This window comes from Pseudomonas sp. NFACC43 (assembly GCF_900119645.1).
Lineage (GTDB): Bacteria > Pseudomonadota > Gammaproteobacteria > Pseudomonadales > Pseudomonadaceae > Aquipseudomonas.
This window is the reverse complement of record NZ_FPKK01000008.1, coordinates 139194-160082: the sequence shown is the minus strand read 5'-3', so window position 1 is coordinate 160082 and position 20889 is coordinate 139194. Positions and strand designations below refer to the sequence as shown.

The window sequence follows — 20889 nt, the reverse complement described above, 5'->3', positions numbered from 1 at the left end:
CAAGGCGGCCACTATCCAGCGGGAAACCTTTCCAGATCCTTACCAGGAACAAGGAGCGAAAGATGTCGCCCGGTAAGTGTTCGGTAAGACGAAGCTGCCGATCATCGCGGCGTCCTTATCCTCGCTCTGGAGAGCTGCATGTCTCTTTCACGCTTCCCTGCTCCGAAACGCTTGACGGCGCTGACGCGCTGCATGGTCATTTCAGCCGCTCTGGTTGGGTCGAGTACGTCCCTGGCGATCCGCGCCGCCGAACCGGAACGCGCCGAAGGGAGTTCATCCTGGGGGCTGGGGATCGGTGTCGCCAGCAGCCAACAGCCCTATACCGATATCGATCGGGATAACCAGGTCATACCGCTGATCTATTTCGAGAACGATTATCTTGAGGTGTTCGGCACCACTGCCGAGATCAAGCTGCCGAGCCTGCGCCTCGATGACACTCAGCAACTGAAGTTCAACGCAGTGATCCACTACGACTCCAGCGGCTATGAGGACGACGACGCACGGATTCTCGACGGTATGGATGACCGGGACGGCGGCCTATGGGCCGGGGGGAACGTGAAATGGGAAAACCCATGGGCGAACGTCACGGCGCAGTGGACGGCCGACGCCTCGGGCAACAGCGATGGACAGCGCTTCACCCTCGGCCTGGACAGGACCTGGGAGCTGGGCGACCGGATCAGGCTCACTCCGCGGCTGGCCGCCGTCTGGCAGGACAAGGACTATGTCGACTACTATTTCGGGGTTCGCGACGAGGAAGCCCGTTCCGATCGCCCAGCCTATGACGGGAAGTCCGCTATGAACACTGAATTCGGCCTGCGTGGTACCTACCTGTTCGATCGACACCACTCGGTATTTCTCGACCTGGAAGCGGTACGCCTGGCCAATGAGATCAAGGACAGCCCGCTGGTGGATGCTTCTACCGAAAACAGCGTGCGCTTCGGTTACCTGTACCGTTTCTGATGAGCCGCATACTCCTGGTCGAGGACCACGAACGGCTTGCGCAGCTGATCTGCAAGGGCCTGGCCGGCGTCGGCATCGCGGTGGATGTGGTCGGCCGCATCGACACCGCCTGGGCGGCCGTGCAGCGGCTTCCTTACCAGGCAATGGTCCTGGACCGAGGGCTGCCGGATGGCGACGGGCTCGTGCTGCTGCAGAAAATGCGCAGGGTCGCCCTGGGCTTGCCGTGCCTGGTCTTGACGGCGCGGGATGCGCTGCATGATCGCGTCGAAGGCCTGGACGCCGGCGCGGACGACTATCTTCCCAAACCCTTCGCCATGGATGAGATGGTGGCACGGGTCAAGGCGCTGCTTCGCCGCCCCGTCCAGCTCAGCACCCTCAATCCCAGCCATGGCGACCTGACCTTGCGACCCGACACCGGCGTACTGTGCCGAGGGGACAGGAGCGTGGCCCTGTCCGCTGCGGAAATGCAGATCATGCTGCTTCTGGTGCGCAATCAGTCCGATGTGGTGCGACGCAAAGCATTGGAGGCGGCAGCCTGGGGATTGACCGATGCGGTCACACCCAATGCACTGGACGTCGCCCTGCACCGCATTCGTCGTAAATTGATCATGGTGGGGTCGCAATACACCATCGTGAACGTCAGGGGACATGGCTATGCCCTGGGCACGCATGATCAGGTTCAATAGCCTCGCCGTTAAGGTGTTGCTCGCGTATGTCGCCGGGGCAGCGCTGACCACCGCGCTGGTGGTGCTGGTGGTGGTTTCGATGTCCTCTTCCCAGAGCGACCTGCTCTCGGGCGCAGAAGTGGCCGATACGACACACGACATGGTCGATGACCTGGTGTTCGACAGCCAGGGCAATCCGGTGGACCTGGACGTCACCGACTTCGACGTCGAATGGGTGTTCGACAGCCTTAAACAGGAAACGGCTTACCGCGTGCTGGACGATTCCGGCAAGGTCGCGCTGGCTTCCGCCAGCGAAGTCCAATGGCCGCCCTACAGCGCGGCCAGCCTGCCGCCACCGGAGCGCTTCGTGTTCACGCATGCTGACGTGCGGATGCACGGCGCCACCGCGGTCGTCGAACACGAGGGACGCGTCTGGTATCTGCAATTCGCCGCCAGCACGAGGTTCCTGCACCTGGTCTACCGGGCCTTCGCACTGCCTTTCACCGGGCTGGGAATCGCCCTGTTCAGCCTGGTGCTGCTGTTCGTCTTCGGCACCTGCGTCTACGTCACCTTGAAATACACCTTCAAGCCACTGCGCGACATATCGAACCTGGCCGCCGCCATTTCCCCCCGGTCCATTCACGCACGCCTGCCAACCGCTTCGGTTCCGGCGGAAATCGCGCCCCTGGTCGAGAGTTTCAACCACGTGCTGATGCGCCTGGAACGTGGTTATCGCGTGCAGCAGGAATTCCTGGCCAAAGCGGCGCATGAGCTGAAGACGCCGCTGGCCTTGATCCGTGCCCAGATCGAATTACTGGATCAAGGCCATGAACGCGGAGCGCTGCTCAACGACGTCGAGCACATGACCCGCCAGGTCCATCAATTGCTGCACCTGGCCGAAGCGAGCGAGATCCAGAGCTACCGGTTCGCTACGGTCAACGTCCGCGAAGTGGTCAGGGAAACCGTCGATTACCTGCAACGAATGGCCGACACGGCACAGGTGAAACTGCTCGTCGGCGGCGATGCCGACACACAGTGGCTGGCGGATCGAGGCGCCCTCTTCACGCTACTCAAGAACCTGCTGGAAAACGCTCTCCAGCATGCGCCTCGAGGCAGCGACATTCATATCGAAGTGGATGCCGACACCCTGACATTGCGCGATCACGGTCCGGGCGTGGACAAGGAGCATCTGGTGCATCTCTTCGAGCGGTTCTGGCGCGGGGCCCATCGGCGTGATCACGGCGCTGGGCTGGGCCTGGCCATCTGCCAGGAAATCGCCACGGCCCACGGCTGGACACTGTCCGTACAGCGAGCGGATCCCGGGCTACGGTTCCAGCTTATCCGGCAGCAGTGAGACGCCCCGGAGCCATGCATCAGGAGGCGCGGGTTCGCCTGGACCCGCCTGTCTTTCTGTGGGGGCAACGGTATTTTTTGTTTTCCCCCCCCTTTATTTGGAAACAAATGTTTCCTATGCTGTCACCATGACGACTCAATCCGAAATATCCATCCGCCCAGGCCGCCCCCGCGAATTCGATACGGATGCGGTGCTGGACAAGGCAATCAAGCGCTTCAGCGAATATGGCTATCACGGCACCTCCATCGCCGACCTGAACGCCTGCCTGGGGCTGACGTCGGGCAGCATCTACAAGGCCTGGGGCGACAAACGCGGACTTTTTCTGGCGGCGCTCGATCGCTATATGGCGCTGCGCGCCGAAGCCATCGCCGCTCAGTTGCTGGACAGGCATTCGGGCCGCGACAAAATCCAGGCCTTGCTCACTCAATACGCGCAGCTGAGCGGCGAGATCCCGGGCCGCACCGGATGCCTGGTGGTCGAAGCCGCCGTGGAGCTTTCCCAGGCCGATATGGACGTGGCAGACCGGATCGCTGCACAGCAGAACAGGCGGGAGGCACAGTTGCGTCGCCTGATCGAAGAAGGGCAGCTCGACGGGTCCGTCAATGCACAGATCGATGCCGCTCCCCTGGCCAAACTCCTGCTGGCACTCCAGCAAGGCATGCGGGTATTGGGAAAGACCGGATCCAGCAGCGAGGCAATGTCTGGCATGGTTTTGGAGTTGATGCGCTTGCTCGAATGATTTTTTTGCCCAATTAGGAAACATTCAGTTCCATTTGAGGAAACCACATGAACACTCGATCAGCACAGCCTGATTTCGTCGGTCAGGATTTCCTGCTCCGCACCGACTTCTGGCAGCGTTTTCGCCATGCCAGCACACAGGTAAGTGACGTCAATATTCACTACGTCGAGGGCGGCGAAGGCCCACCCATCCTGCTGATCCCAGGTTGGCCGCAAAGCTGGTATGCATGGCGCTATGTGATGCCCCAACTGGTGGACGCCGGTTATCGGGTCATCGCGCTCGACCCTCGCGGCATGGGTGAAAGCGATGCGCCTGCCGGTCGTTATGACCTGGCCACTGTCGCCACCGAACTGCACCAGTTCGCCCAGGTCCTCGGATTGTTCGAAAACGGCCCCATCGATGTCGCGGGGCATGACGTAGGCACCTGGATCGCCTACGCCTGGGCCGCGGACTGGCGCTCGGACATCCGTCGCGTCGCACTGCTCGACGCGTTGATACCCGGCCTTTCAACGCCTCGCACCGACCTGCCTGTCGATGAGGCCAACCGACGCAGTTGGCACTTTGCGTTCAACCAGCTCGATGACCTCCCCCAGCTACTCATATCCGGGCGCGAAGAGGCCTTTCTCACCTGGCTGTTCAGGGCCAAGGCCCTTCAGCCCTGGACCATCACGCCTGAAGACATCGCCGTCTATGCACGCCAGCTTGCGGCCCCTGGCGCATTACGGGCGGTGACCGGCTACTACCAATCTGCATTGTCCGGCGAAGGGGTCGCCGCGAACCGTCGCCGCGCCGAGACGCCACTCGGCATCCCCGTCCTGGCCCTCGGAGCGCAGCGAGGTGTCGCGAATCACATCATCGATGCATTGAAGCCTCTGGCGGCAGATGTGCAAGGCGAGGTGATCCTCGATGCCGGGCATTACCTGCCAGAGGAAGCGGCCAACCGCGTGGCCGACCTGTTGGTTGATTTCTTCGGCAAGCCGTGAGGGAAATAGCGGTGCCTCTGCTCATTCTGCAAAGGCATACCGGCCTCAACTCAACGCCATGGCGTCCTGCTTGGAGGTAAAGAATCGTGCAAACAATTCGGACTGTGACTTGATATTCAACTTGGCGTAGATGTTACGACGGTGCACTTTTATGGTTTCCGCCGACAGGGAAAGCTTTCCTGCGATTTCCTTGTTTGAAAAGCCACTCAATAACAACTTGAGCACATCTTTTTCACGCACGGTGATCTGTGCCCCCAGCGAGGCGATGGTCTCTGGCCAGGGTGCTGGCTCGCCAGGATGTTTTGCCACGTCAACTTCAAAAGCCATGCGCTGGTGCATCAACGCTGTCACCCAGGGCTTGATGATATCGAGCGTCGTGATTTGTTCCTGGGTAAAGCGAACATTGCTGCCGAAGGACACGCATAGCGTTCTTTCGGGATCGAGCTTGACGTTGTATTGCGCCTCATCCACCGAGATGTACTGTTCAAAATACTGGTGGTAATACTCTGTCTCGAGAAAGTGCTCCGGCGCCACATCCAACATATGGAAGAAACCGGTCTGCGGATTTTCCCGATCGGCTATATAGAACGGGTCCAGCATGTAGAGCCCTTTTACATAGCGATGAATGAACGCATCGACTTCTTCCGTGTCGGCCACTTCAGGAAGGCTGACCACTTGAACTTGCTGATTGCTGAAAATCAATACGACCCAGTTATCGACCTGCACATGTTCATTCAAAAGACGGACAAGAGAGCTCCAGAACTCTGGACGATTCAACCGCATGATCAGTTGTCCGATCGATCGATGCCAAGCCAGGCTGTGAAGGTCGAGCGGCATTTTCTACCCCTTTAGGGTTAGGGATTCGTCGGGCGCGGATAAGTATTCGTAGGTATTTACTATTCGTCAATGCGGGGTATATTCGGTCCCGGGTTACGACGGCCATGAAGGCCATCGCCTTGACAAGGATAGTTGTATGAGCAAGTCGCGCCTGCGCCGCATTCTTTCAGCTTCGCTTCTTTGTATCGGGATAAACAGCTCGGCGGGTGCCGCAGAACCGACGATGTATCTGTATAACTGGTTCGGGTTTATCGCACCGCAGACTCCGAAAGAGTTCGAGCAGGAAACCGGCACCCGATTCCACATGGACCCATTCGACAGCGCCGAAATCATGCAGAGCAAGGTGATGGCCGGGCGTACAGGGTACGATGTGGTGGTGGCCACCTCCAATGTATTGCCAAGCCTCATCCAGGCAGGTGTGCTGCAACCGCTGGATCGCAACCAGCTCGGAAACTTGTCCCATGTCGACCCTGACATCCTGGCCCAACTGGCAGTCAATGATCCAGGCAACCGCTATGCCGTGCCCTATCTGTGGGGGACCACCGGCATTGGTTATGACGTGGACAAGATCAAGGCCGCCCTGGGCGACGATGCGCCGGTGGACAGCTGGGACCTGATCTTCAAGGAAGAGAACATCAGCAAACTCAAGTCGTGTGGCGTGGCGATGCTCGACTCTCCCAGCGAGATCATCTCCATTGCCTTGCATTACCTTGGGCTGCCAAGCAACAGCAAGAATCCGGACGACTACCAGAAGGCCCAGGCGCTGCTGCTGAAAATCCGTCCCTACGTCCTCTATTTCGACTCGTCGCGAATCGACGCCGACCTGGCCGATGGCAACATCTGCGCGGTCGTGGGCTGGGCAAACGGTGCGCTTGCGGCGCAGGCCATCAACGAAAAGAACAACACTGGTCGCAAGATCGCCTACAGCCTTCCCCGCGAAGGTGCGCTGGTCTGGTCGGAAAACCTGGTTCTATTGAAAGACGCCCCCCACCCGAAGGAAGGCATGGCATTCATCAACTACATGCTGCGTCCGGAAGTCATCGCCAAGACCTCGAATCACACCCTCTATCCCAACGCCAATAAAGACGCCACGGAATTCGTCGAGCAACAGCTGCGCGACAATCCCTGGATCTATCCGGACAAAAAGACGATTGCCACACTGGTTCCCCTCGAACCCCTGCCCTTGAAACTGGAGCGCATCCGCACCCGGGTCTGGACCAAGGTAAAGAGCGGCACTTGATCTGACGGAGTTGTCGTTGACGCCTCCTGCAACGCTTGAATCAGGCTCTGTTTGAGGCTTTTCAGACAGCGCCCAGGGTGGGAGAACCGCTGCAGTTCTGACGCGGCTATCTGAAGCCATGAACGTCACCCAGGGAAAAGACAGCCCGACGCCAGGGCTGTCATAGAGGGAAGGAATCCATTCATGCACCAAAGTAACCACCAGGGCTATCCGGAGTCAGACGACCGCAAGGCCTATAAGGAAATTGAAGAGCAAATCATCCATTGCACACCCGAACAAGCCTGGGCCATGTATTCCATTTCCACCGGAATGGTCCGACTCAACATCACCCAGGCAGTGAAGAAACTCATCGCCGCCGGGAACAAGGCGCTGCTGGCGCAGTTCCCGGAACTTGCCCCGGCCGCAACGGCCGATCACGAATCGAACAGACGCTCAACGCGCTGAATCCTGAGAGTCAGGCTCTGTACGAAAAGTCTGGAGGCGAAGATCAGGCGAGGCGGTTTTCAACGCAGCCTGAACGAGTGTCAAGGCTTTCCGTACCGAGCCTAGCGCCCTCAGGAGCCCTGGATGAGGCGAAGCGGCTATCGACAACTTCGATTCGACTGACCCGCCAATTTGCCAGATCAGGCAATTATTCGAGAGGATCAGGCAATCCGGTCTAACGCAATGACTTCTATAGTGGGTTAGAGTCATTCACATCAAATCGGTATCTGATCGAGTCACGGCGCCAGGCTCTGTACGAAAAGTCTTGAGACGAAGTTCAGGCGAGACTGTTTTCAACGCAGCATGAGCGAGTATCAAGGCTTTTCGTGCAAAGCCTGATGATGCGGTGTGTCCACAGCGGAAGTGGGCCAGATTGACCTTCCGCTACCGGCCTCCCCTTGTCTTCAACACGCGTCGTATCCAAGCACTGACCCACTCTTGTCCGGAGAGCTAGCCCATCATGAGTGCACTCACTATCAACGGCCGTGAATACACGGTCGACGTAGACCCAGGAACGCCCATCCTCTGGACCCTGCGCGACACGCTGGGCATGACCGGCACCAAGTTCGGCTGCGGCGCGGCACTGTGCGGCGCCTGCACCGTTCACCTCGATGGCCAGGCCATTCGTTCCTGCGTGACGCCCATTGCCGCCGCCGAAGGCAAGCACATCACCACCATCGAAGCGGCCACCAACGGCAGCGATCCGGTCGGCACCGCGGTCCATGAAGCCTGGGTCAAGCACGACGTGGCGCAGTGCGGCTACTGCCAGAGCGGCCAGATCATGAGCGCCACCGCTTTCCTCAAGGCCCAACCCAAGGGCAAGCAACCCACCGTGGCTGAAATCGACTCAGCCATGGCCGGCAATATCTGCCGTTGCGGCACTTATGCCCGTATTCGCGCCGCGGTGGCTGATGCCGCCAAGGCCCTTGCCTGATCGGAGCTCGTCATGCTGAACGACATCTTTCCCGGTGAGGTTCCCCGCGCCTTGCAGCCTATGTTCGAGCGCGATCTTGCCGACGGCCCCACCACCCTGCCCCGTCGCAGTTTCCTTAAGATCGTCGGCATCGGCGGGCTGGCGCTGGGTGCCTTTCCGCACCTGGCCATGGCCCAACAGGCCAACGACACTGCCGGCGCCCCTCTCAAACCGGCCCAGCAACCGTCTGCCTTCGTGCAGATCGCCCCCAGCGGAGAGGTCATCGTGACCATCAATCGCCTGGAGTTCGGCCAAGGGGTGCAGACCGCCCTGCCGATGATTCTCGCCGAAGAACTCGATGCCGACTGGAGCCTGGTGCGCAGTCGCAACGGCAACGGCGACGCCGCCTACCAGGACCCGATCTTCGGCATCCACCTCACCGGCGGCTCCAATTCGATCAAGAACAGCTACATCCAATACCGCGAACTCGGCGCCCGCGCTCGCGCCATGCTGCTTGCCGCCGCGGCCGCGCGCTGGAACGTGGACGTGGCGAGCCTGAGCACGCAATCTGGCAAGGTGCTGGGGCCTGGAGGACGCCAGGCAAGCTATGGGGAACTGGCCGAAGCCGCAATGAAAATGCCCGTGCCCGAGCAGATCACGCTCAAGGACCCCAAGGACTTCCGCATCATCGGCCAGGCCACCACCCGCATCGATGCCAAGGCCAAGAGCAGCGGCCAGCAGGATTTCGGCATCGACATGCACCTGCCTGGGCAGCTTACGGCCGTCGTCGCCCGGCCACCGGTATTCGGCGCGAAAATCAGCTCCCTGGACGACAGCGCGGCGCGTGCCACCAAGGGCGTGAAAGCCGTGGTGCGGGTGCCGCTGGATGGCGGTGCCGAAGGCGTGGCGGTCATCGCCGATGGCTACTGGCAAGCCAAGCTCGCCCGAGACGCCTTGAAGCTGGAATGGAACCTGGCTGGCTTGGAGAAAGTCGACAGCGACAAGCAACTGGTCCAGTACCGGGAACTCGCCGGCCAGCCCGGCCCGTTGCATTTCGAGGCCGACATGGCGCCCCTGGCCACGGCACCGCACAAGCTCGAAGCCGAATTCGTATTCCCCTACCTCGCCCATGCCCCCATGGAGCCCCTGAACTGCACCGTGCAGCTTGCCGACGATGGCGCCCGCCTGTGGGTCGGCACGCAGTTTCCCGGCGGCGATGGGAGCGTGGCCGCCAAGGTGCTGAATCTCAAGCCGGAACAGGTCCTGGTCAACGTGCAGACGGCGGGCGGAGGCTTCGGCCGGCGTGGTGTCCCCAGCGGCGATTTCGTCGCCCTGGCCTGCGAGGTGGCCAAGGCTGCCCGCGCCAGTGGGCTGGAGGTCCCGATACGCACGCTCTGGAGCCGGGAAGACGACATCAAGGGCGGCTACTACCGGCCCATGCACCTGCACCGCGCGCGAATAGGCTTCGATGACAACGGCAAGGTACTGGCCTGGGACCACGCCCTGGTCGGGCAGTCGATCCTCAGCGGCACCCTGTTCGGTGGCCGGGTGAAAAACGGCATCGATCCTACCGCGACCGAGGGCATGCGCAACCCTTACCCGCTGCCGATGCGCCTGACGGTCCATCATCCCAAACTCAACGTACCGGTGCTCTGGTGGCGCAGCGTGGGTTCCACCCACACCGCCTTCGTCATGGAAACCTTGATCGACGAAATCGCCCGCACCACCCGGCAGGATCCGGTGGCCTACAGGATGAAGCTGTTCGGCGACCAAAGCCCTCGCCATCGCGCGGCCCTGCAACTGGCCGTGGACAAGAGCGAATATGGCAAGCGTCAGCTTCCCGCCGGCCATGCCTGGGGCGTGGCGGTCCATGAGTCGTTCAGTTCCGTGGTGGCCTATGTCGTGGAGGCCTCCGTGCAAGACGGTCGCCCGGTGCTGCATCGCGCCACCGCTGGCGTGCACTGCAACCTGGTGGTCAACCCGCGCAGCGTGGAAGCCCAGGTACAGGGCGCGGCCGTGATGGGCTTGTCCATGTGCCTGCCAGGCGGCGCTGTCACCTTGAAGGACGGGGTGGTGCAGCAGAGCAACTTCGCCGACTTCAGCGTGCCGCGCATCACCGACATGCCGGACATCGCCGTCCATGTCGTACCCAGCGCCGAGCCTCCCACGGGGATGGGTGAACCCGGCCTGCCGGCCCTGGCACCTGCTTTTGCCAACGCCATCGCGAGCCTCACGGGCAAGCCGCTACGCCAGTTGCCGTTCCAGCTGGCATGACGTGAAAAAGGCTGCCGGCTCTGCGAGCGAGTCGCAGTGTCCGGCAGCCTCACATGGGGCCTGGCGATGACCTTGCCACGCCAACGGGTGCAGTGCCGTTGCCCGATCTTCAATCGTAGAACGGTTCGACCAGCGTCCGGCTGCCCACGAAGAAGCTGTCCGCCACCAGCCGCAAGGGCTGCAGGTCCAGGTCGCGGGCCTTGTCCGTGATCAACTGCTGGAAATGCCGATACACCGCCGGGTATTCCCCTTCCTCCGAAACGGCCTGGCGCACGCCATCGATACTCAACAACGCGCCACCGTTGTCCAGCCGCAGGACACCCTCGGCGCAGCGAATCTCGATGCTCCAGAGCTCATCATGACCATGGTCGAAATCGAACTCCGCCCGGACATCGAGGTGGCGTGCATCCGACATCCTGATGCTGGCGGCGATAGGTGATTGGCAATTGTCCGGAACCCGCAGCTCGGCAGATTCGACGAACAGTGGCAAGGGCAGCAGATGGGTCGCGATGGACAGCGCGTTGATTCCGGGATCGAACACACCCAGGCCACCCGGCTGCCAGATCCACGCCTGGCCGGGATGCCACTTGCGCACGTCTTCCTTCCAGTCGATCTGCACGCTCTGCAACGTCCGGGTGGCCAACCAGTCGCGAGCGGCTTCGATTCCCGGCGCGTAGCGAGAATGCCAGGCGAACAGCGCGCTGACACCGTGCTTGTGCGCCTGGCTCACCAGTTCCATGGCTTCGCCCAACGTGGCGCACGGCGGCTTTTCCACCAGGACATGCTTGCCTGCGGCCAGCGCTTGCTGCACCAACGCGAATCGACCCTGGGGCGGCGTGCAGAACGCAATGGCATCGACCTGCGGGCCGTTATCGAGCAACTGGCCCAGGGACTGGAAATTCTCCACGCCGGCACAGGGCTTGCCCTGGGTAGCGACGGCCACCAGCTGGAAGGCGGGGTTGGCCTGGATGGCGGGAACGTGTTGGTCCTGGGCGATCTTGCCATAGCCCACCAGACCGAGACGAATCGGTTGCATCTGGGACTCCTGATTTTTTTGTACGCTGGTTTTTATTTAAGGGTCGGGCAGCAAACTAGACGTAATTGCCGTGCCAGACAATGGGCACGTTCCGAATGAGGGCGGGCCGGTGTGCGCAGGAAAGTGATACGGGTCACAGATCAGGCGGTCCCACGGGCAGGCGGTGGAGTATTTTTTCGCCCCAACGCTTATAAAGCTTGCAGCGCAAGCACAGGAAAATCCCGGAAGAACGATTGCCCCCTCATGGACCCCAAGGAGCCCCGGATGAGCACCACCGAACAGTTGCAAGATAGCGGCAAATACAGTGCCAAGTGGCAGGAGCGCTTCAACTTCTTCGACACCTACGGAGCGCCGAGCGACCCGCGCTACAAGGAAGCGATGAAAAAGCTGCCCGACTTCAGGACAAAGATCCTCATCAACGCCAACATCATCGCCTTCTTCTTTGGCCCGATCTATCTCTTCGTCCTGGGGCTGTGGAAGAAGAACCTGGCCATGATCGGCCTCATCATCGCCATCAACATCGCGCTGAGCGTGCTTTTCGCCATCATGGGCATGGAGGTGCCAAGGCCTCTGAATACCGGCCTGAGCATCGCGTTCTCCATGACCTACGCGATGATGACCAACTACGCTTACTACCTCAAGGAAGTCAAAGGCGAGCAAGGCTGGAACCCGTTCCAGGGCATGCGCTTGTGATTGCACGCCGGTCCGCTCAAGCGCCCGCGCCCCGTAAAAAGGGCGCCGGCGCTGCACTTTGTGCAGTGAACAACCTCATCCGAACGCTTGACCAGTGTCCAGGTGCAACATCGCCCGGGCGTCGACGGTGAAGCTGTAACGCTTGTCCCGCAGGAGAACGACATCCTCCTCGCATAAGCGCCGCAGCACTTCCCTCACGCTGATGAATGACAGCTGTGCGCAAGGCTCGCCCAGGGCGGCATGCAGTTCACGCACCTCTAGGGCATGATCCGCCCTGGCCGCGACCAGCATGGCCTCGATCACCTTCAAACGAATCAGGCTGGTGCGCAGCCCATAGAAGCGCAGCAATTCACGGATACGTCGATTCGTGTCGCGATCATCCTCGGCAAGCCCTCGGCCGACGCCGAGGGAGGGTTGCTGTGGTCTGATACGCGGCAACGAGGCCGATGGGTCGTTCATGAGAAATCCTTTTCAACACCTACCTGGTAAAACCGGAAACGACCGCTCCCGGCCGTCGCGTTGCCCTTGTCAGCCTGCGGTGCGAGTCATGGCCCCGCTTCCCCGGGCACTGGCGCGCTGACCGGCCCCCGGCGATCACGTCGCCGTTGGGCGATGGACAGCACCCAGACGAAAAACACCGGGACGTACAGAATGCCCAGCACCGTCGCCGCCAGCATGCCGCCGATGACACCGACGCCGATTGCACGCTGGCTCGCCGCTCCGGCGCCGCTGGCCAACGCCAGGGGCAATACCCCCAGGATGAAAGCCAGGGACGTCATGACAATCGGCCGAAAGCGCAGGCGGGTCGCCCGGGCCGCCGCCTGCGCCAGGCTGACGCCCTGGCCATGAAGGGACTTGGCGAACTCGACGATGAGGATGGCGTTCTTTGCACACAGGCCGATGATGGTGATCAGCCCTACTTTGAAATAGACGTCATCGGGCATGCCCATCACCGTCACCGCCAATACCGAACCGAGCATGCCCAGCGGCACCACCAGCAACACGGCGAAGGGAATAGACCAGCTTTCATACAACGCGACCAGCACCAGCAAGACCATGGTCAATGCCAAGCCCACCAGCCAGGGGACCTGGTCGCTGGCTTGCTGTTCCTGCAGGGAAAGCCCCGCCCACTCCAGGCTGAACCCGGACGGCAACTGCCGCGCGATGCCCTGCAACGCCTCCATCGCCTGGCCGGTGCTGTACCCCGGCGCCGGCTCTCCGGAAAAACGCAACGACGCCGAGCCGTTGTAGCGGGCGATCTGCAGGGGCCCGACCTGCCACTCGAAACGACTGAAGGCATCCAGCGGCACCAGGCGCCCCTGCCGGTTGGGCACTTGCAGGCGCAGCAGCGCTTCGGGCGTCTGCCGGCTGACGCCGTCAGCCTGGATGATCACCCGCTGCATCCGCCCCTGATTGGCGAATTCGTTGATCTGCTCCGAGCCCAGGGCGGCGGCCAATGCCGAGCTGATCACGTCGAAACTCACCCCCAGGGCCTCGGCTTTTTCACGGTCGATGCTGACATTGATCTGGGGCGCATCAGCCAGGCCGTCTTCCGACAGATGCCCGATCTGCGGCGATGCCTTGGCGCCCTCGAGCAACTGGTCACGCGCCTTCGATAGCGCTTCGTGCCCCCGGCCCGCCAGGTCCAGCAGGCGCAGGTCGAAACCACCGGACGTACCGAGCCCATCCACCGGCGGCGGCACCACGCTGTAGAGCGTACCGTCGGCAATGTCCTCGAAGGCCTCGTTAGCCCGCTCGGCCACTTCGTCGCTGGCCTGGCCGCTGCCGCGCAACGACCAGTCCTTGAGGGTGACGTAGGATAGCGCCGCATTGGCGCCCTCCCCGGAGAAGCTGAAGCCCATGATCGCCAGCACGTGCTCGGTGGCCGGTTGCGCCAGGGCATAGTCCTCCCACGCCCGGACCGTGACATCGGTACGAGAGGCGGACGCCGCAGGCGGCAACTGGATATCGGTGACGATGTAGCCCTGGTCCTCGTCCGGCAGGAACGAGGTTGGCAGCCGCAGGTAGGCCAAGGCCAGTACCAGCAGCAACACCAGGTAGACAGCCATGCTGCGCCCGGACCGTCGGACCCAACTGGCTCCCAGTCCCTCGAAGCGCTCGGCCAGGGCATCGAAGCGCCGATTGAAGGCGTGCGCCCAGCGATGAGCGCCGGCCCGGCGGGTCGGGTCGTGGGGCTTGAGCAGGGTCGCGCACAGGGCGGGCGTCAGGCTCAGGGCGAGGAACCCGGAAAACAGGATGGATATCGACAAGGTCATGGCGAACTGCTGGTAGATCACTCCCACCGATCCGCCCATGAACGCCAGTGGCACGAATACCGCGGACAGCACCAGGGTAATGCCGACAATCGCCCCGCTGATCTGCTGCATGGCCTTGCGGGTCGCCTCCCCGGGCGACAGGTGCTCGCGGGAAATCAGCCGCTCGACGTTTTCCACCACGACGATGGCGTCATCCACCAGGATGCCGATGGCCAGGACCATGCCGAACAGGGTCATCATGTTGATGGAGAAACCCAACGGCGCCATGAGCGCGATCGTTCCCAGCAGGCAGACCGGCACGGTCACGGCGGGAATCAGCGTGTAACGCAGGTTCTGCAGGAACAGCAGCATGACCAGGAACACCAGGACCATGGCTTCGGCCAGGGTGTAGAGGACTTGCTCGATCGCCACATCGACGAAGTAGGAAGTGTCATAAGGCACGCTCAGGGCCATGTTCGCCGGCAATGTACTCGACAGTTGCCCGAGCCGCGCCTTGATCGCTTGCGCGGTCTGCAGCGCGTTGGCGCCGGGGGCCAGCTGCACCGACATGGCGGCGGCAGGCTTGCCGTTCAGGCGAGCGTCGAAACGATAGTCCTTGCGCCCCAGCTCGACCCGCGCCACGTCGTGGATTCGCACACTGGAGCCGTCGTCGTTGGCCCGCAACACGATATTGCCGAACGCCTCGACCGACTCCAGTTGCCCCTGCACCATCACGGTGGCGGTGATGTGCTGCTCGGCGGGCCCCGGCCGTTCTCCCGTGCTGCCGGCGGGCACCTGCACGTTCTGCGCGGCAATGGCCCGGCCGACATCGGCCATCGACAGGTTGTACGCCACGAGGCGGGCGGGATCGACCCAGATCCGCATGGCCCGTTCGGAGGTGTACATCTGCACCCGCCCGACCCCGGCCACCCGGCGGATTTCGTTGTTGATGGCCCGGGCCGCATAATCCGCCAGCACCACGGAGTCGGCCTGTCCGTCGACATAGGACAGGGCATACACCAGGAGAAAGTTGGAGCGCGCCTGTTCCACCTTCAGGCCTTGCTCGATGACGGCTTGAGGCAACCGCCCGATCACTCGCTGCAGGCGATTCTGCACATCGACCTGTGCCATGTCGGGGTCGGTCCCCGGAGTGAAGGTGACGGTGATATCGGCCCCACCATTGGCGCTGGTGGACTCGTAATAGATCAAGCCCTTGAGGCCGTTGAGCTCCTCCTCGATCAGGCTGGTGACGTTCTGGCCGACGATCTGCGCGGACGCCCCGGGGTAATTGGCGCTGACACTGATCTGCGGTGGAGCCACGTCCGGGTACTGGCTGACCGGCAGGGTACGCAGGGTCAGCAGCCCCGCCAGCACGATGAACAGGGCAATGACCCAGGCAAGATTCGGACGATTGATGAAAAATTGCGGCACGGTTGTTGTTCCTTGACCGTCAGTGCTGGGCCTGTTGCTCGGCCAGCGTGATAGGGCTGACCTGGGTCCCGGCGCCGAGCTTGTCGGCCCGTTCGATCACGACCCGCTCGCCGGCCGACAACCCCTGGGTGATCTGCCAGTTGGAACCTTGCATCACACCGGTGCTGACCACCCGCTCGCGCACCACCGCGCCGCTGTCCACCAGCATCAACCGGGCCTGGCCATCGGCACCGCGCTGCACCGCCTGTTGCGGAACGAACAACGCCTGCGGATCGACGCCGGCCGGCGCCTTGACGCGCACATACATGCCGGGCAACAGCAGGTTGTCCGGGTTGGCAAATTCGCCACGCAGGGTGACCTGGCCGGTACTGCGATCGACGGAAATATCGGAAAAGATCAACTTGCCATGTCGCACCTGGGGTGGGTCGCCCACCTGTACGGTCACCTGCGCCGAGCCACTGCCATCATGCGTCAGGCGGCCGTCGGCCAGGGCTTGCTGCAGCGCCACGACTTTATCGGCCGATTGGGTGAAATCGGCATAGATCGGGTCCAGTTGCTGGATCCGCGCCATCTGCGTGGCCTCGTCCTGCCCGACCAGCGATCCCTCACTGACCAGGGCCCGGCCGATACGACCATCGATCGGCGCCCGCACCTGGCAGTAACCCAGGCTGAGCCGGGCGCTGTCCAGGTCGGCCCGGGCGGTGAGGCGATCGGCCTCGGCACTCTTGAGGTCCGAGACCGCGTCGTCGAAGGCCTGTGGGCTGATGGCATTGATCGCCACCAGTGCCTTGAAGCGCCTTGCCTGGGCCTTGGCCCGATAGACATCCGCCTCGGCCCTGGCCAACGCCCCCTCGGCGCGCATCAGCGCGGCCTTGAACGGCGCCGGGTCGATGCTGAACAGCAACTGCCCCGCCTTGACGTCGGCGCCCTCCTGGAAGTGCCGGGTCAGCACCACACCGGCCACGCGGGCGCGCACCTCGGCAATGCGTACCGGCTCGATACGGCCGGGCAGCTCCGTGGTCATGGCCAACGCCTGCGGCTGTACCGTCAGCGTCTTGACCCGGGGTACCGGCACGTTACGTTCGGTGGATGGCTTCGGCTCGCCGCAACCGCCTATCCCTAGCACCGCCAGCATCAGCCAGGCGGGTTTCATCGAGGCAAGAACCCTGGGCATCGTCGCTCCCTGTCCATGAAAAAGGCCTGCCATGGCAGGCAGGCCTTGTACGGTGTCCGATCAGCGAGCCGGACGCTCGTTGATCGCGCTGGCGGCACGGAACAGGATTTGCGCGACGAAATCGATCTCCTGCTCGGTGATGATCAGCGGCGGCAGGAAGCGCACGGTCGCGCCATGACGGCCTCCCAGTTCGAGGATCAGGCCATGTCGCAGGCAAGCCTGCTGGAAGGCCTTGGCCCTGGCAGTGTCCACCGGCGGATGGCCCTGGACGTCCGCAGTGCCTTGGGGATCGACGACTTCCATGCCGAGCATCAGGCCACGACCACGCACATCGCCGATCCAGGCGAACTCGCTTTGCAGGGCCAGCAGGTGCTTGCGCAGATGCGCCCCCATGGATTCGGCGTGCTTCACCAGGCCCTCATCGCGGATGAAGCGCAAGGTCGCCGTGCCCGCCGCCATCGCCAGCTGGTTGCCTCGGAATGTTCCGGCGTGGGCCCCCGGCTGCCAGACATCCAGGGAATCGTTGTAGACCACGACCGACAGCGGCAGGCCGCCGCCGATGGCCTTGGACAACGTGATCACATCCGGCGTGATGCCCGATTGCTCGAAGCCGAACATGCGCCCGCTGCGGGCGATGCCGCACTGGATTTCGTCGACGATCAGGGGAATACCGTGGGCCTGGGTCAGCCGGCGCAGTTCCTGGAGCCAGCGGTCAGGCGCGGCGATCACGCCGCCCTCCCCCTGGATCGGTTCGAGGATCATCGCCGCCGGCGCGGTCACACCGCTTTCCGGGTCGTTGAGCAGGTGCTCCAGGTAACGCACATTCAACGTGACTCCTTGCTCGCCGGCGACGCCGAACGGGCAACGGTAATCGTTGGGGTATGGCAGGCGCTGCACCCCCGCCATCAGGGCGCCCAGGGCGTTTTTCGGCGACAGGTTGCCGCTGATGGCCAGCGTGCCAAGGGTCATGCCGTGATAGGCGCCTTCGAACGCCAGGACCGAGTGACGCCCTGTCGCGGTGCGGGTCAGCTTGAGGGCGGCCTCGACCGCATCGGCCCCGCTGGGGCCGCAGAACTGGATGCGTGCGTTACGAGCGAACTCGGCCGGCAGGCACCCGAAAATTTCCTGGACGAATGCGTCCTTGACCGGAGTCATGAGGTCCAGAGTATGCATCGGCACACCCGCCGCCATGACCTGGGTGATGGCCTGGATGATGACCGGGTGATTGTGGCCCAGCGCCAGGGTCCCGGCGCCGGCCAGGCAATCGACGAATACTTGCCCTCGGCTGTCCTGTACATAGATGCCGTGGGCCCTTTCGAGCACCAGGGGGATGCGTCGCGGATAACTGCGGGCATTGGATTCCTGCTGTTGCTGACGCTCCAGCAACGGGGTCGGATCGAGGCAGTAAGGGGTCGACAGACCGGTGTGCAACAGACGTAGCTGTTGCGCGCCACCCGCCGTGGCATTCGAAGAAGTATTCATGATTTCCTCCATGGAGGCTGGGTTTGGAAGGGAACAAACAGCCTGAAAACAAACATCCGTGACGTTGCAAACCAGGCGCGGGGAGATTGCCTCCCCGCGCTCGTGGGTTTACATGTCGTAACGCAGAGCCATGCCCACCGTGCGCGGCGCGCCGACGTCGATGATGTCGTCGCTGCGGTTGTTGGTGACGTACTCCTTGTCGAAAGCGTTCTTCACGTAGGCGGACACGGCAACGTTCTTGGTCACCTTGTACTCGGTGTTGAAGTTCACCAGCACGTAGTTGTCGCTACGGCGCTCACCGCTCACCTTGCCGCTGGCGTCGAACTCGTATTCCGAAGGCGCAGTGCTCTGATAGGTGACATCCGTACCGAAAATGAAGCGGTCGTCGAAGCGGTAGACGCCACCTACGGACACCTTGTATTTAGGCGAGTAAAGGAACGACTCACCGCTCATGTCCTGGCCACTGCCCGTGATGAAGTCCTTGTATTTGCTATCGGTAATGGCGCCACCGACGTTCAGGGTCAGTTGTTCGGTGATGTCTTTCTCGACGAAGACTTCCAGGCCCTTGATGTCGCTGCGACCGGCGTTGAAGACATCGATAACCGAACTGCCGCTCTGCCGTACGCTGACCTGCTGGTCTTTCCAGTCGGTGTAGTACAGGTTGGCGCGGGCACGCAGGGTCTTGTCGAAGAACGAACCGCGATAGGAAAGCTCGTAGTTGGTGGTGTATTCCGGGTCGTAGGCCTGGTGACCACTACCGGAGCGCAGGTTGACGCCACCACCGCGGTAACCTTTTTGCACCATGAAACCGAGGTATTGATCAGTCGCCAATTCGTAGTCGATACCGAGCTTCGGCAGCACCGCATCGAACGACTTGCTGACATCGGCCGCTTCGGAGAAATCGTCCTGCTTGATCTCGGTGTCGTTCGTTTCGTGGTCGTAACGCAGGCCGGTGATCAAGGTCCAGCGTGGTGCGAACGTCCAGTTGACTTCACCGAACACGGCCTTGTTCTCGATGGTGGTATCGCCCTTGACCGTACCGAACAACGCGTCATCGAACAGCAATCGGTCGTGGATATCGTTGCTGTTGTGGCCATAGTAAGCGCCCACAAAACTCTTCACCGTGTCCGAGGTGTAGTTCAGGCGCAGCTCCTGACTGAACAGGTTTCCGTCTTGCTTACGCAGAACGACCTGATTGTCCACGGCATTCTGGTCGAAATCCAGGCGGTTGCTGTAGTCCGTACTGGTATTGGCCGTCATGCTCGTCAGCGACCACGCGTCGTTCAGGCGATAGTCCACCTTGGCGCTGAGGGTGTCCTGCTTGAGGTTGTCGAAAGCCTTTGTGTTGGAAGAGATGTCGTAATAGCTCGGCTTGCCGTTGACGCGCATGGTAGAACGGTCGCCCTGGCGGTGTTCGCTGTGGGCGTAGGTCAGCAGGACGTCGGTGTCGTCATTGGGCAGGATCAGCAGTTTGCCGCGCACGTTGCTGGTGCGACGCGGGTTGGCGTCGTCATTGAGGGCGGTGTTGCGGATGTAGCCATCACCTTCGCCATAGTCCACGGCGATACGGCCCGCGACCTTGTCGTCGATGATCGAGCCGCCGCCCGCCACGGCAGCACCGTGCTCACCGTAGTTGCCCACGTTGGTCTGCGCCGAGAAACTCGGTTCGAAGGTGGGATTCTTGGTCCGGATGACCACCGCACCCGCCAGGGAGTTACGGCCCTGGGTGGTGGACTGCGGCCCCAGGAAAACCTCGACCTGCTCGGCATCCCAGAGCGGGACCGGGCTGAGGGTCAGTGCGCGGTTGGGCTGTACGGCACCGTCGACATACACCGATACCGCACCGTTGAGGGCCGCCGGGCCCTGGTCGTCGAAACCGGACACCGGCACGCCACGGATACCCCAGTTCTCGTTGCCGGCCTGGCTATAGACGCCTGGCGTGCGGGCAAATACATCCACCAGGTCCTTGTCGGCATGCTCGCGCAGGTTCTTTTCAGTCACTACCACGACACTGGACTGAGTCTGCTCAAGGGTACGGTCGATCTTTTCCCCCGATACCGTGATCGGAGCGATTTCCAGAGTGTTGGAAGCATCGGATTCTTCAGCCGCCCATGCGCAGTTGAGCAGACCGATCGCCGACCCCACCGCCAACGCAATTGTATTTTTTTTGAAATTCACGCCCCGTCCCCTGCGACAGATTTTTTTGGTTTTTTTGAGCCAGCCGAACCCCATCTCGGGCCAGCGGAGCGGAGTCTAATCCAAAAAAAATTTTAAATAAATAGTATTGATAATCCATCTCATTTGTACCTAATATGCCGCCGTGTATTGATCTGGATACATTTGCCGCCCCGTCTCGCACCATAGACCACT

Annotated in this window: 17 protein-coding genes; 10 read left to right on the top strand and 7 right to left on the bottom strand. The window is 61.9% G+C overall.

Features of this window, described 5'->3' with window-relative positions:
- Positions 1-138 precede the first annotated feature (138 nt).
- The 5 genes from BT179_RS15730 (at position 139) to BT179_RS15710 (ending at position 4701) form a co-directional block, all read left to right on the top strand.
- The gene (locus BT179_RS15730) at positions 139-960 is read left to right on the top strand and encodes a MipA/OmpV family protein (protein ID WP_256343843.1); all 822 of its coding nucleotides are present in this window, start codon (positions 139-141) and stop codon (positions 958-960) included.
- Complete coding sequence (locus BT179_RS15725; RefSeq protein ID WP_072431203.1) at positions 960-1646, top strand: response regulator transcription factor; 687 nt, start codon at positions 960-962, stop codon at positions 1644-1646. Before BT179_RS15730 ends, BT179_RS15725 begins: the two co-directional genes overlap by 1 nt.
- The gene (locus BT179_RS15720) at positions 1609-2979 is read left to right on the top strand and encodes an ATP-binding protein (protein WP_243750386.1); all 1371 of its coding nucleotides are present in this window, start codon (positions 1609-1611) and stop codon (positions 2977-2979) included. The genes BT179_RS15725 and BT179_RS15720 overlap by 38 nt, the downstream gene beginning before the upstream one ends.
- A 127-nt stretch (positions 2980-3106) precedes the next feature.
- Positions 3107-3718, top strand: coding sequence for a TetR/AcrR family transcriptional regulator (locus BT179_RS15715; protein ID WP_072431201.1), 612 nt, complete (start codon positions 3107-3109; stop codon positions 3716-3718).
- 47 nt (positions 3719-3765) lie between these two features.
- Entirely contained in the window at positions 3766-4701 is a 936-nt protein-coding gene (locus tag BT179_RS15710) for an alpha/beta fold hydrolase (protein ID WP_072431200.1), read from the top strand.
- Positions 4702-4746: 45 nt separating this feature from the next.
- On the opposite strand, the gene BT179_RS15705 is transcribed toward BT179_RS15710, so the two are convergent.
- On the bottom strand, positions 4747-5538 hold the full coding sequence (locus tag BT179_RS15705; RefSeq protein WP_072398389.1) for a helix-turn-helix domain-containing protein: 792 nt from the start codon (positions 5536-5538) through the stop codon (positions 4747-4749).
- Positions 5539-5674: 136 nt separating this feature from the next.
- Here BT179_RS15705 and BT179_RS15700 point away from each other — a divergent pair, with 136 nt between their 5' ends.
- From BT179_RS15700 to BT179_RS15685, 4 genes are all read left to right on the top strand, one after another.
- On the top strand, positions 5675-6778 hold the full coding sequence (locus BT179_RS15700; RefSeq protein ID WP_072398390.1) for a polyamine ABC transporter substrate-binding protein: 1104 nt from the start codon (positions 5675-5677) through the stop codon (positions 6776-6778).
- 183 nt (positions 6779-6961) lie between these two features.
- Positions 6962-7222 carry a hypothetical protein gene (locus BT179_RS15695; RefSeq protein WP_072398391.1) on the top strand — a complete coding sequence of 87 codons (261 nt, stop codon included), beginning with the start codon at positions 6962-6964 and terminating at the stop codon, positions 7220-7222.
- Between the two features lie 499 nt (positions 7223-7721).
- Positions 7722-8195, top strand: coding sequence for a (2Fe-2S)-binding protein (locus BT179_RS15690; RefSeq protein WP_072398392.1), 474 nt, complete (start codon positions 7722-7724; stop codon positions 8193-8195).
- Positions 8196-8207: 12 nt separating this feature from the next.
- Positions 8208-10448 (top strand): xanthine dehydrogenase family protein molybdopterin-binding subunit, encoded by a 2241-nt coding sequence (locus tag BT179_RS15685; RefSeq protein WP_072398393.1) that lies wholly within the window; start codon positions 8208-8210, stop codon positions 10446-10448.
- Positions 10449-10557: 109 nt separating this feature from the next.
- On the opposite strand, the gene BT179_RS15680 is transcribed toward BT179_RS15685, so the two are convergent.
- Positions 10558-11484: a Gfo/Idh/MocA family protein gene (locus BT179_RS15680; protein ID WP_072398394.1), complete on the bottom strand. Its 927-nt coding sequence runs from the start codon at positions 11482-11484 to the stop codon at positions 10558-10560.
- Between the two features lie 264 nt (positions 11485-11748).
- Between BT179_RS15680 and BT179_RS15675 the strand changes: the two genes are divergently transcribed.
- Positions 11749-12177 (top strand): DUF2628 domain-containing protein, encoded by a 429-nt coding sequence (locus BT179_RS15675; RefSeq protein WP_072431199.1) that lies wholly within the window; start codon positions 11749-11751, stop codon positions 12175-12177.
- Between the two features lie 75 nt (positions 12178-12252).
- On the opposite strand, the gene BT179_RS15670 is transcribed toward BT179_RS15675, so the two are convergent.
- The 5 genes from BT179_RS15670 to BT179_RS15650 all read right to left on the bottom strand — a co-directional run bounded on the left by BT179_RS15670 (position 12253) and on the right by BT179_RS15650 (position 20697).
- A complete protein-coding gene (locus tag BT179_RS15670; RefSeq protein ID WP_072398396.1) occupies positions 12253-12636 on the bottom strand; it encodes a hypothetical protein in 384 nt (127 codons plus the stop codon).
- An 86-nt stretch (positions 12637-12722) separates the two neighbouring features.
- Positions 12723-15863, bottom strand: coding sequence for a multidrug efflux RND transporter permease subunit (locus BT179_RS15665; RefSeq protein WP_072431198.1), 3141 nt, complete (start codon positions 15861-15863; stop codon positions 12723-12725).
- A gap of 19 nt (positions 15864-15882) precedes the next feature.
- Positions 15883-17037, bottom strand: a complete 1155-nt coding sequence (locus BT179_RS15660; protein ID WP_072431197.1) for an efflux RND transporter periplasmic adaptor subunit — start codon at positions 17035-17037, stop codon at positions 15883-15885.
- A gap of 60 nt (positions 17038-17097) precedes the next feature.
- Positions 17098-18519 carry a diaminobutyrate--2-oxoglutarate transaminase gene (locus tag BT179_RS15655; RefSeq protein ID WP_083526357.1) on the bottom strand — a complete coding sequence of 474 codons (1422 nt, stop codon included), beginning with the start codon at positions 18517-18519 and terminating at the stop codon, positions 17098-17100.
- A gap of 108 nt (positions 18520-18627) precedes the next feature.
- Positions 18628-20697, bottom strand: a complete 2070-nt coding sequence (locus BT179_RS15650) for a TonB-dependent receptor (protein ID WP_072431281.1) — start codon at positions 20695-20697, stop codon at positions 18628-18630.
- Positions 20698-20889: the final 192 nt, after the last annotated feature.

Bases quoted from the DNA above. Each gene is read 5' to 3' on its own strand.
- BT179_RS15730 (WP_256343843.1), top strand. From the start codon at position 139: ATGTCTCTTTCACGCTTCCCTGCTCCGAAACGCTTGACGGCGCTGACG.
- BT179_RS15725 (WP_072431203.1), top strand. From the start codon at position 960: ATGAGCCGCATACTCCTGGTCGAGGACCACGAACGGCTTGCGCAGCTG.
- BT179_RS15720 (WP_243750386.1), top strand. From the start codon at position 1,609: ATGGCTATGCCCTGGGCACGCATGATCAGGTTCAATAGCCTCGCCGTT.
- BT179_RS15715 (WP_072431201.1), top strand. From the start codon at position 3,107: ATGACGACTCAATCCGAAATATCCATCCGCCCAGGCCGCCCCCGCGAA.
- BT179_RS15710 (WP_072431200.1), top strand. From the start codon at position 3,766: ATGAACACTCGATCAGCACAGCCTGATTTCGTCGGTCAGGATTTCCTG.
- BT179_RS15705 (WP_072398389.1), bottom strand. From the start codon at position 5,538: ATGCCGCTCGACCTTCACAGCCTGGCTTGGCATCGATCGATCGGACAA.
- BT179_RS15700 (WP_072398390.1), top strand. From the start codon at position 5,675: ATGAGCAAGTCGCGCCTGCGCCGCATTCTTTCAGCTTCGCTTCTTTGT.
- BT179_RS15695 (WP_072398391.1), top strand. From the start codon at position 6,962: ATGCACCAAAGTAACCACCAGGGCTATCCGGAGTCAGACGACCGCAAG.
- BT179_RS15690 (WP_072398392.1), top strand. From the start codon at position 7,722: ATGAGTGCACTCACTATCAACGGCCGTGAATACACGGTCGACGTAGAC.
- BT179_RS15685 (WP_072398393.1), top strand. From the start codon at position 8,208: ATGCTGAACGACATCTTTCCCGGTGAGGTTCCCCGCGCCTTGCAGCCT.
- BT179_RS15680 (WP_072398394.1), bottom strand. From the start codon at position 11,484: ATGCAACCGATTCGTCTCGGTCTGGTGGGCTATGGCAAGATCGCCCAG.
- BT179_RS15675 (WP_072431199.1), top strand. From the start codon at position 11,749: ATGAGCACCACCGAACAGTTGCAAGATAGCGGCAAATACAGTGCCAAG.
- BT179_RS15670 (WP_072398396.1), bottom strand. From the start codon at position 12,636: ATGAACGACCCATCGGCCTCGTTGCCGCGTATCAGACCACAGCAACCC.
- BT179_RS15660 (WP_072431197.1), bottom strand. From the start codon at position 17,037: ATGCCCAGGGTTCTTGCCTCGATGAAACCCGCCTGGCTGATGCTGGCG.
- BT179_RS15655 (WP_083526357.1), bottom strand. From the start codon at position 18,519: ATGAATACTTCTTCGAATGCCACGGCGGGTGGCGCGCAACAGCTACGT.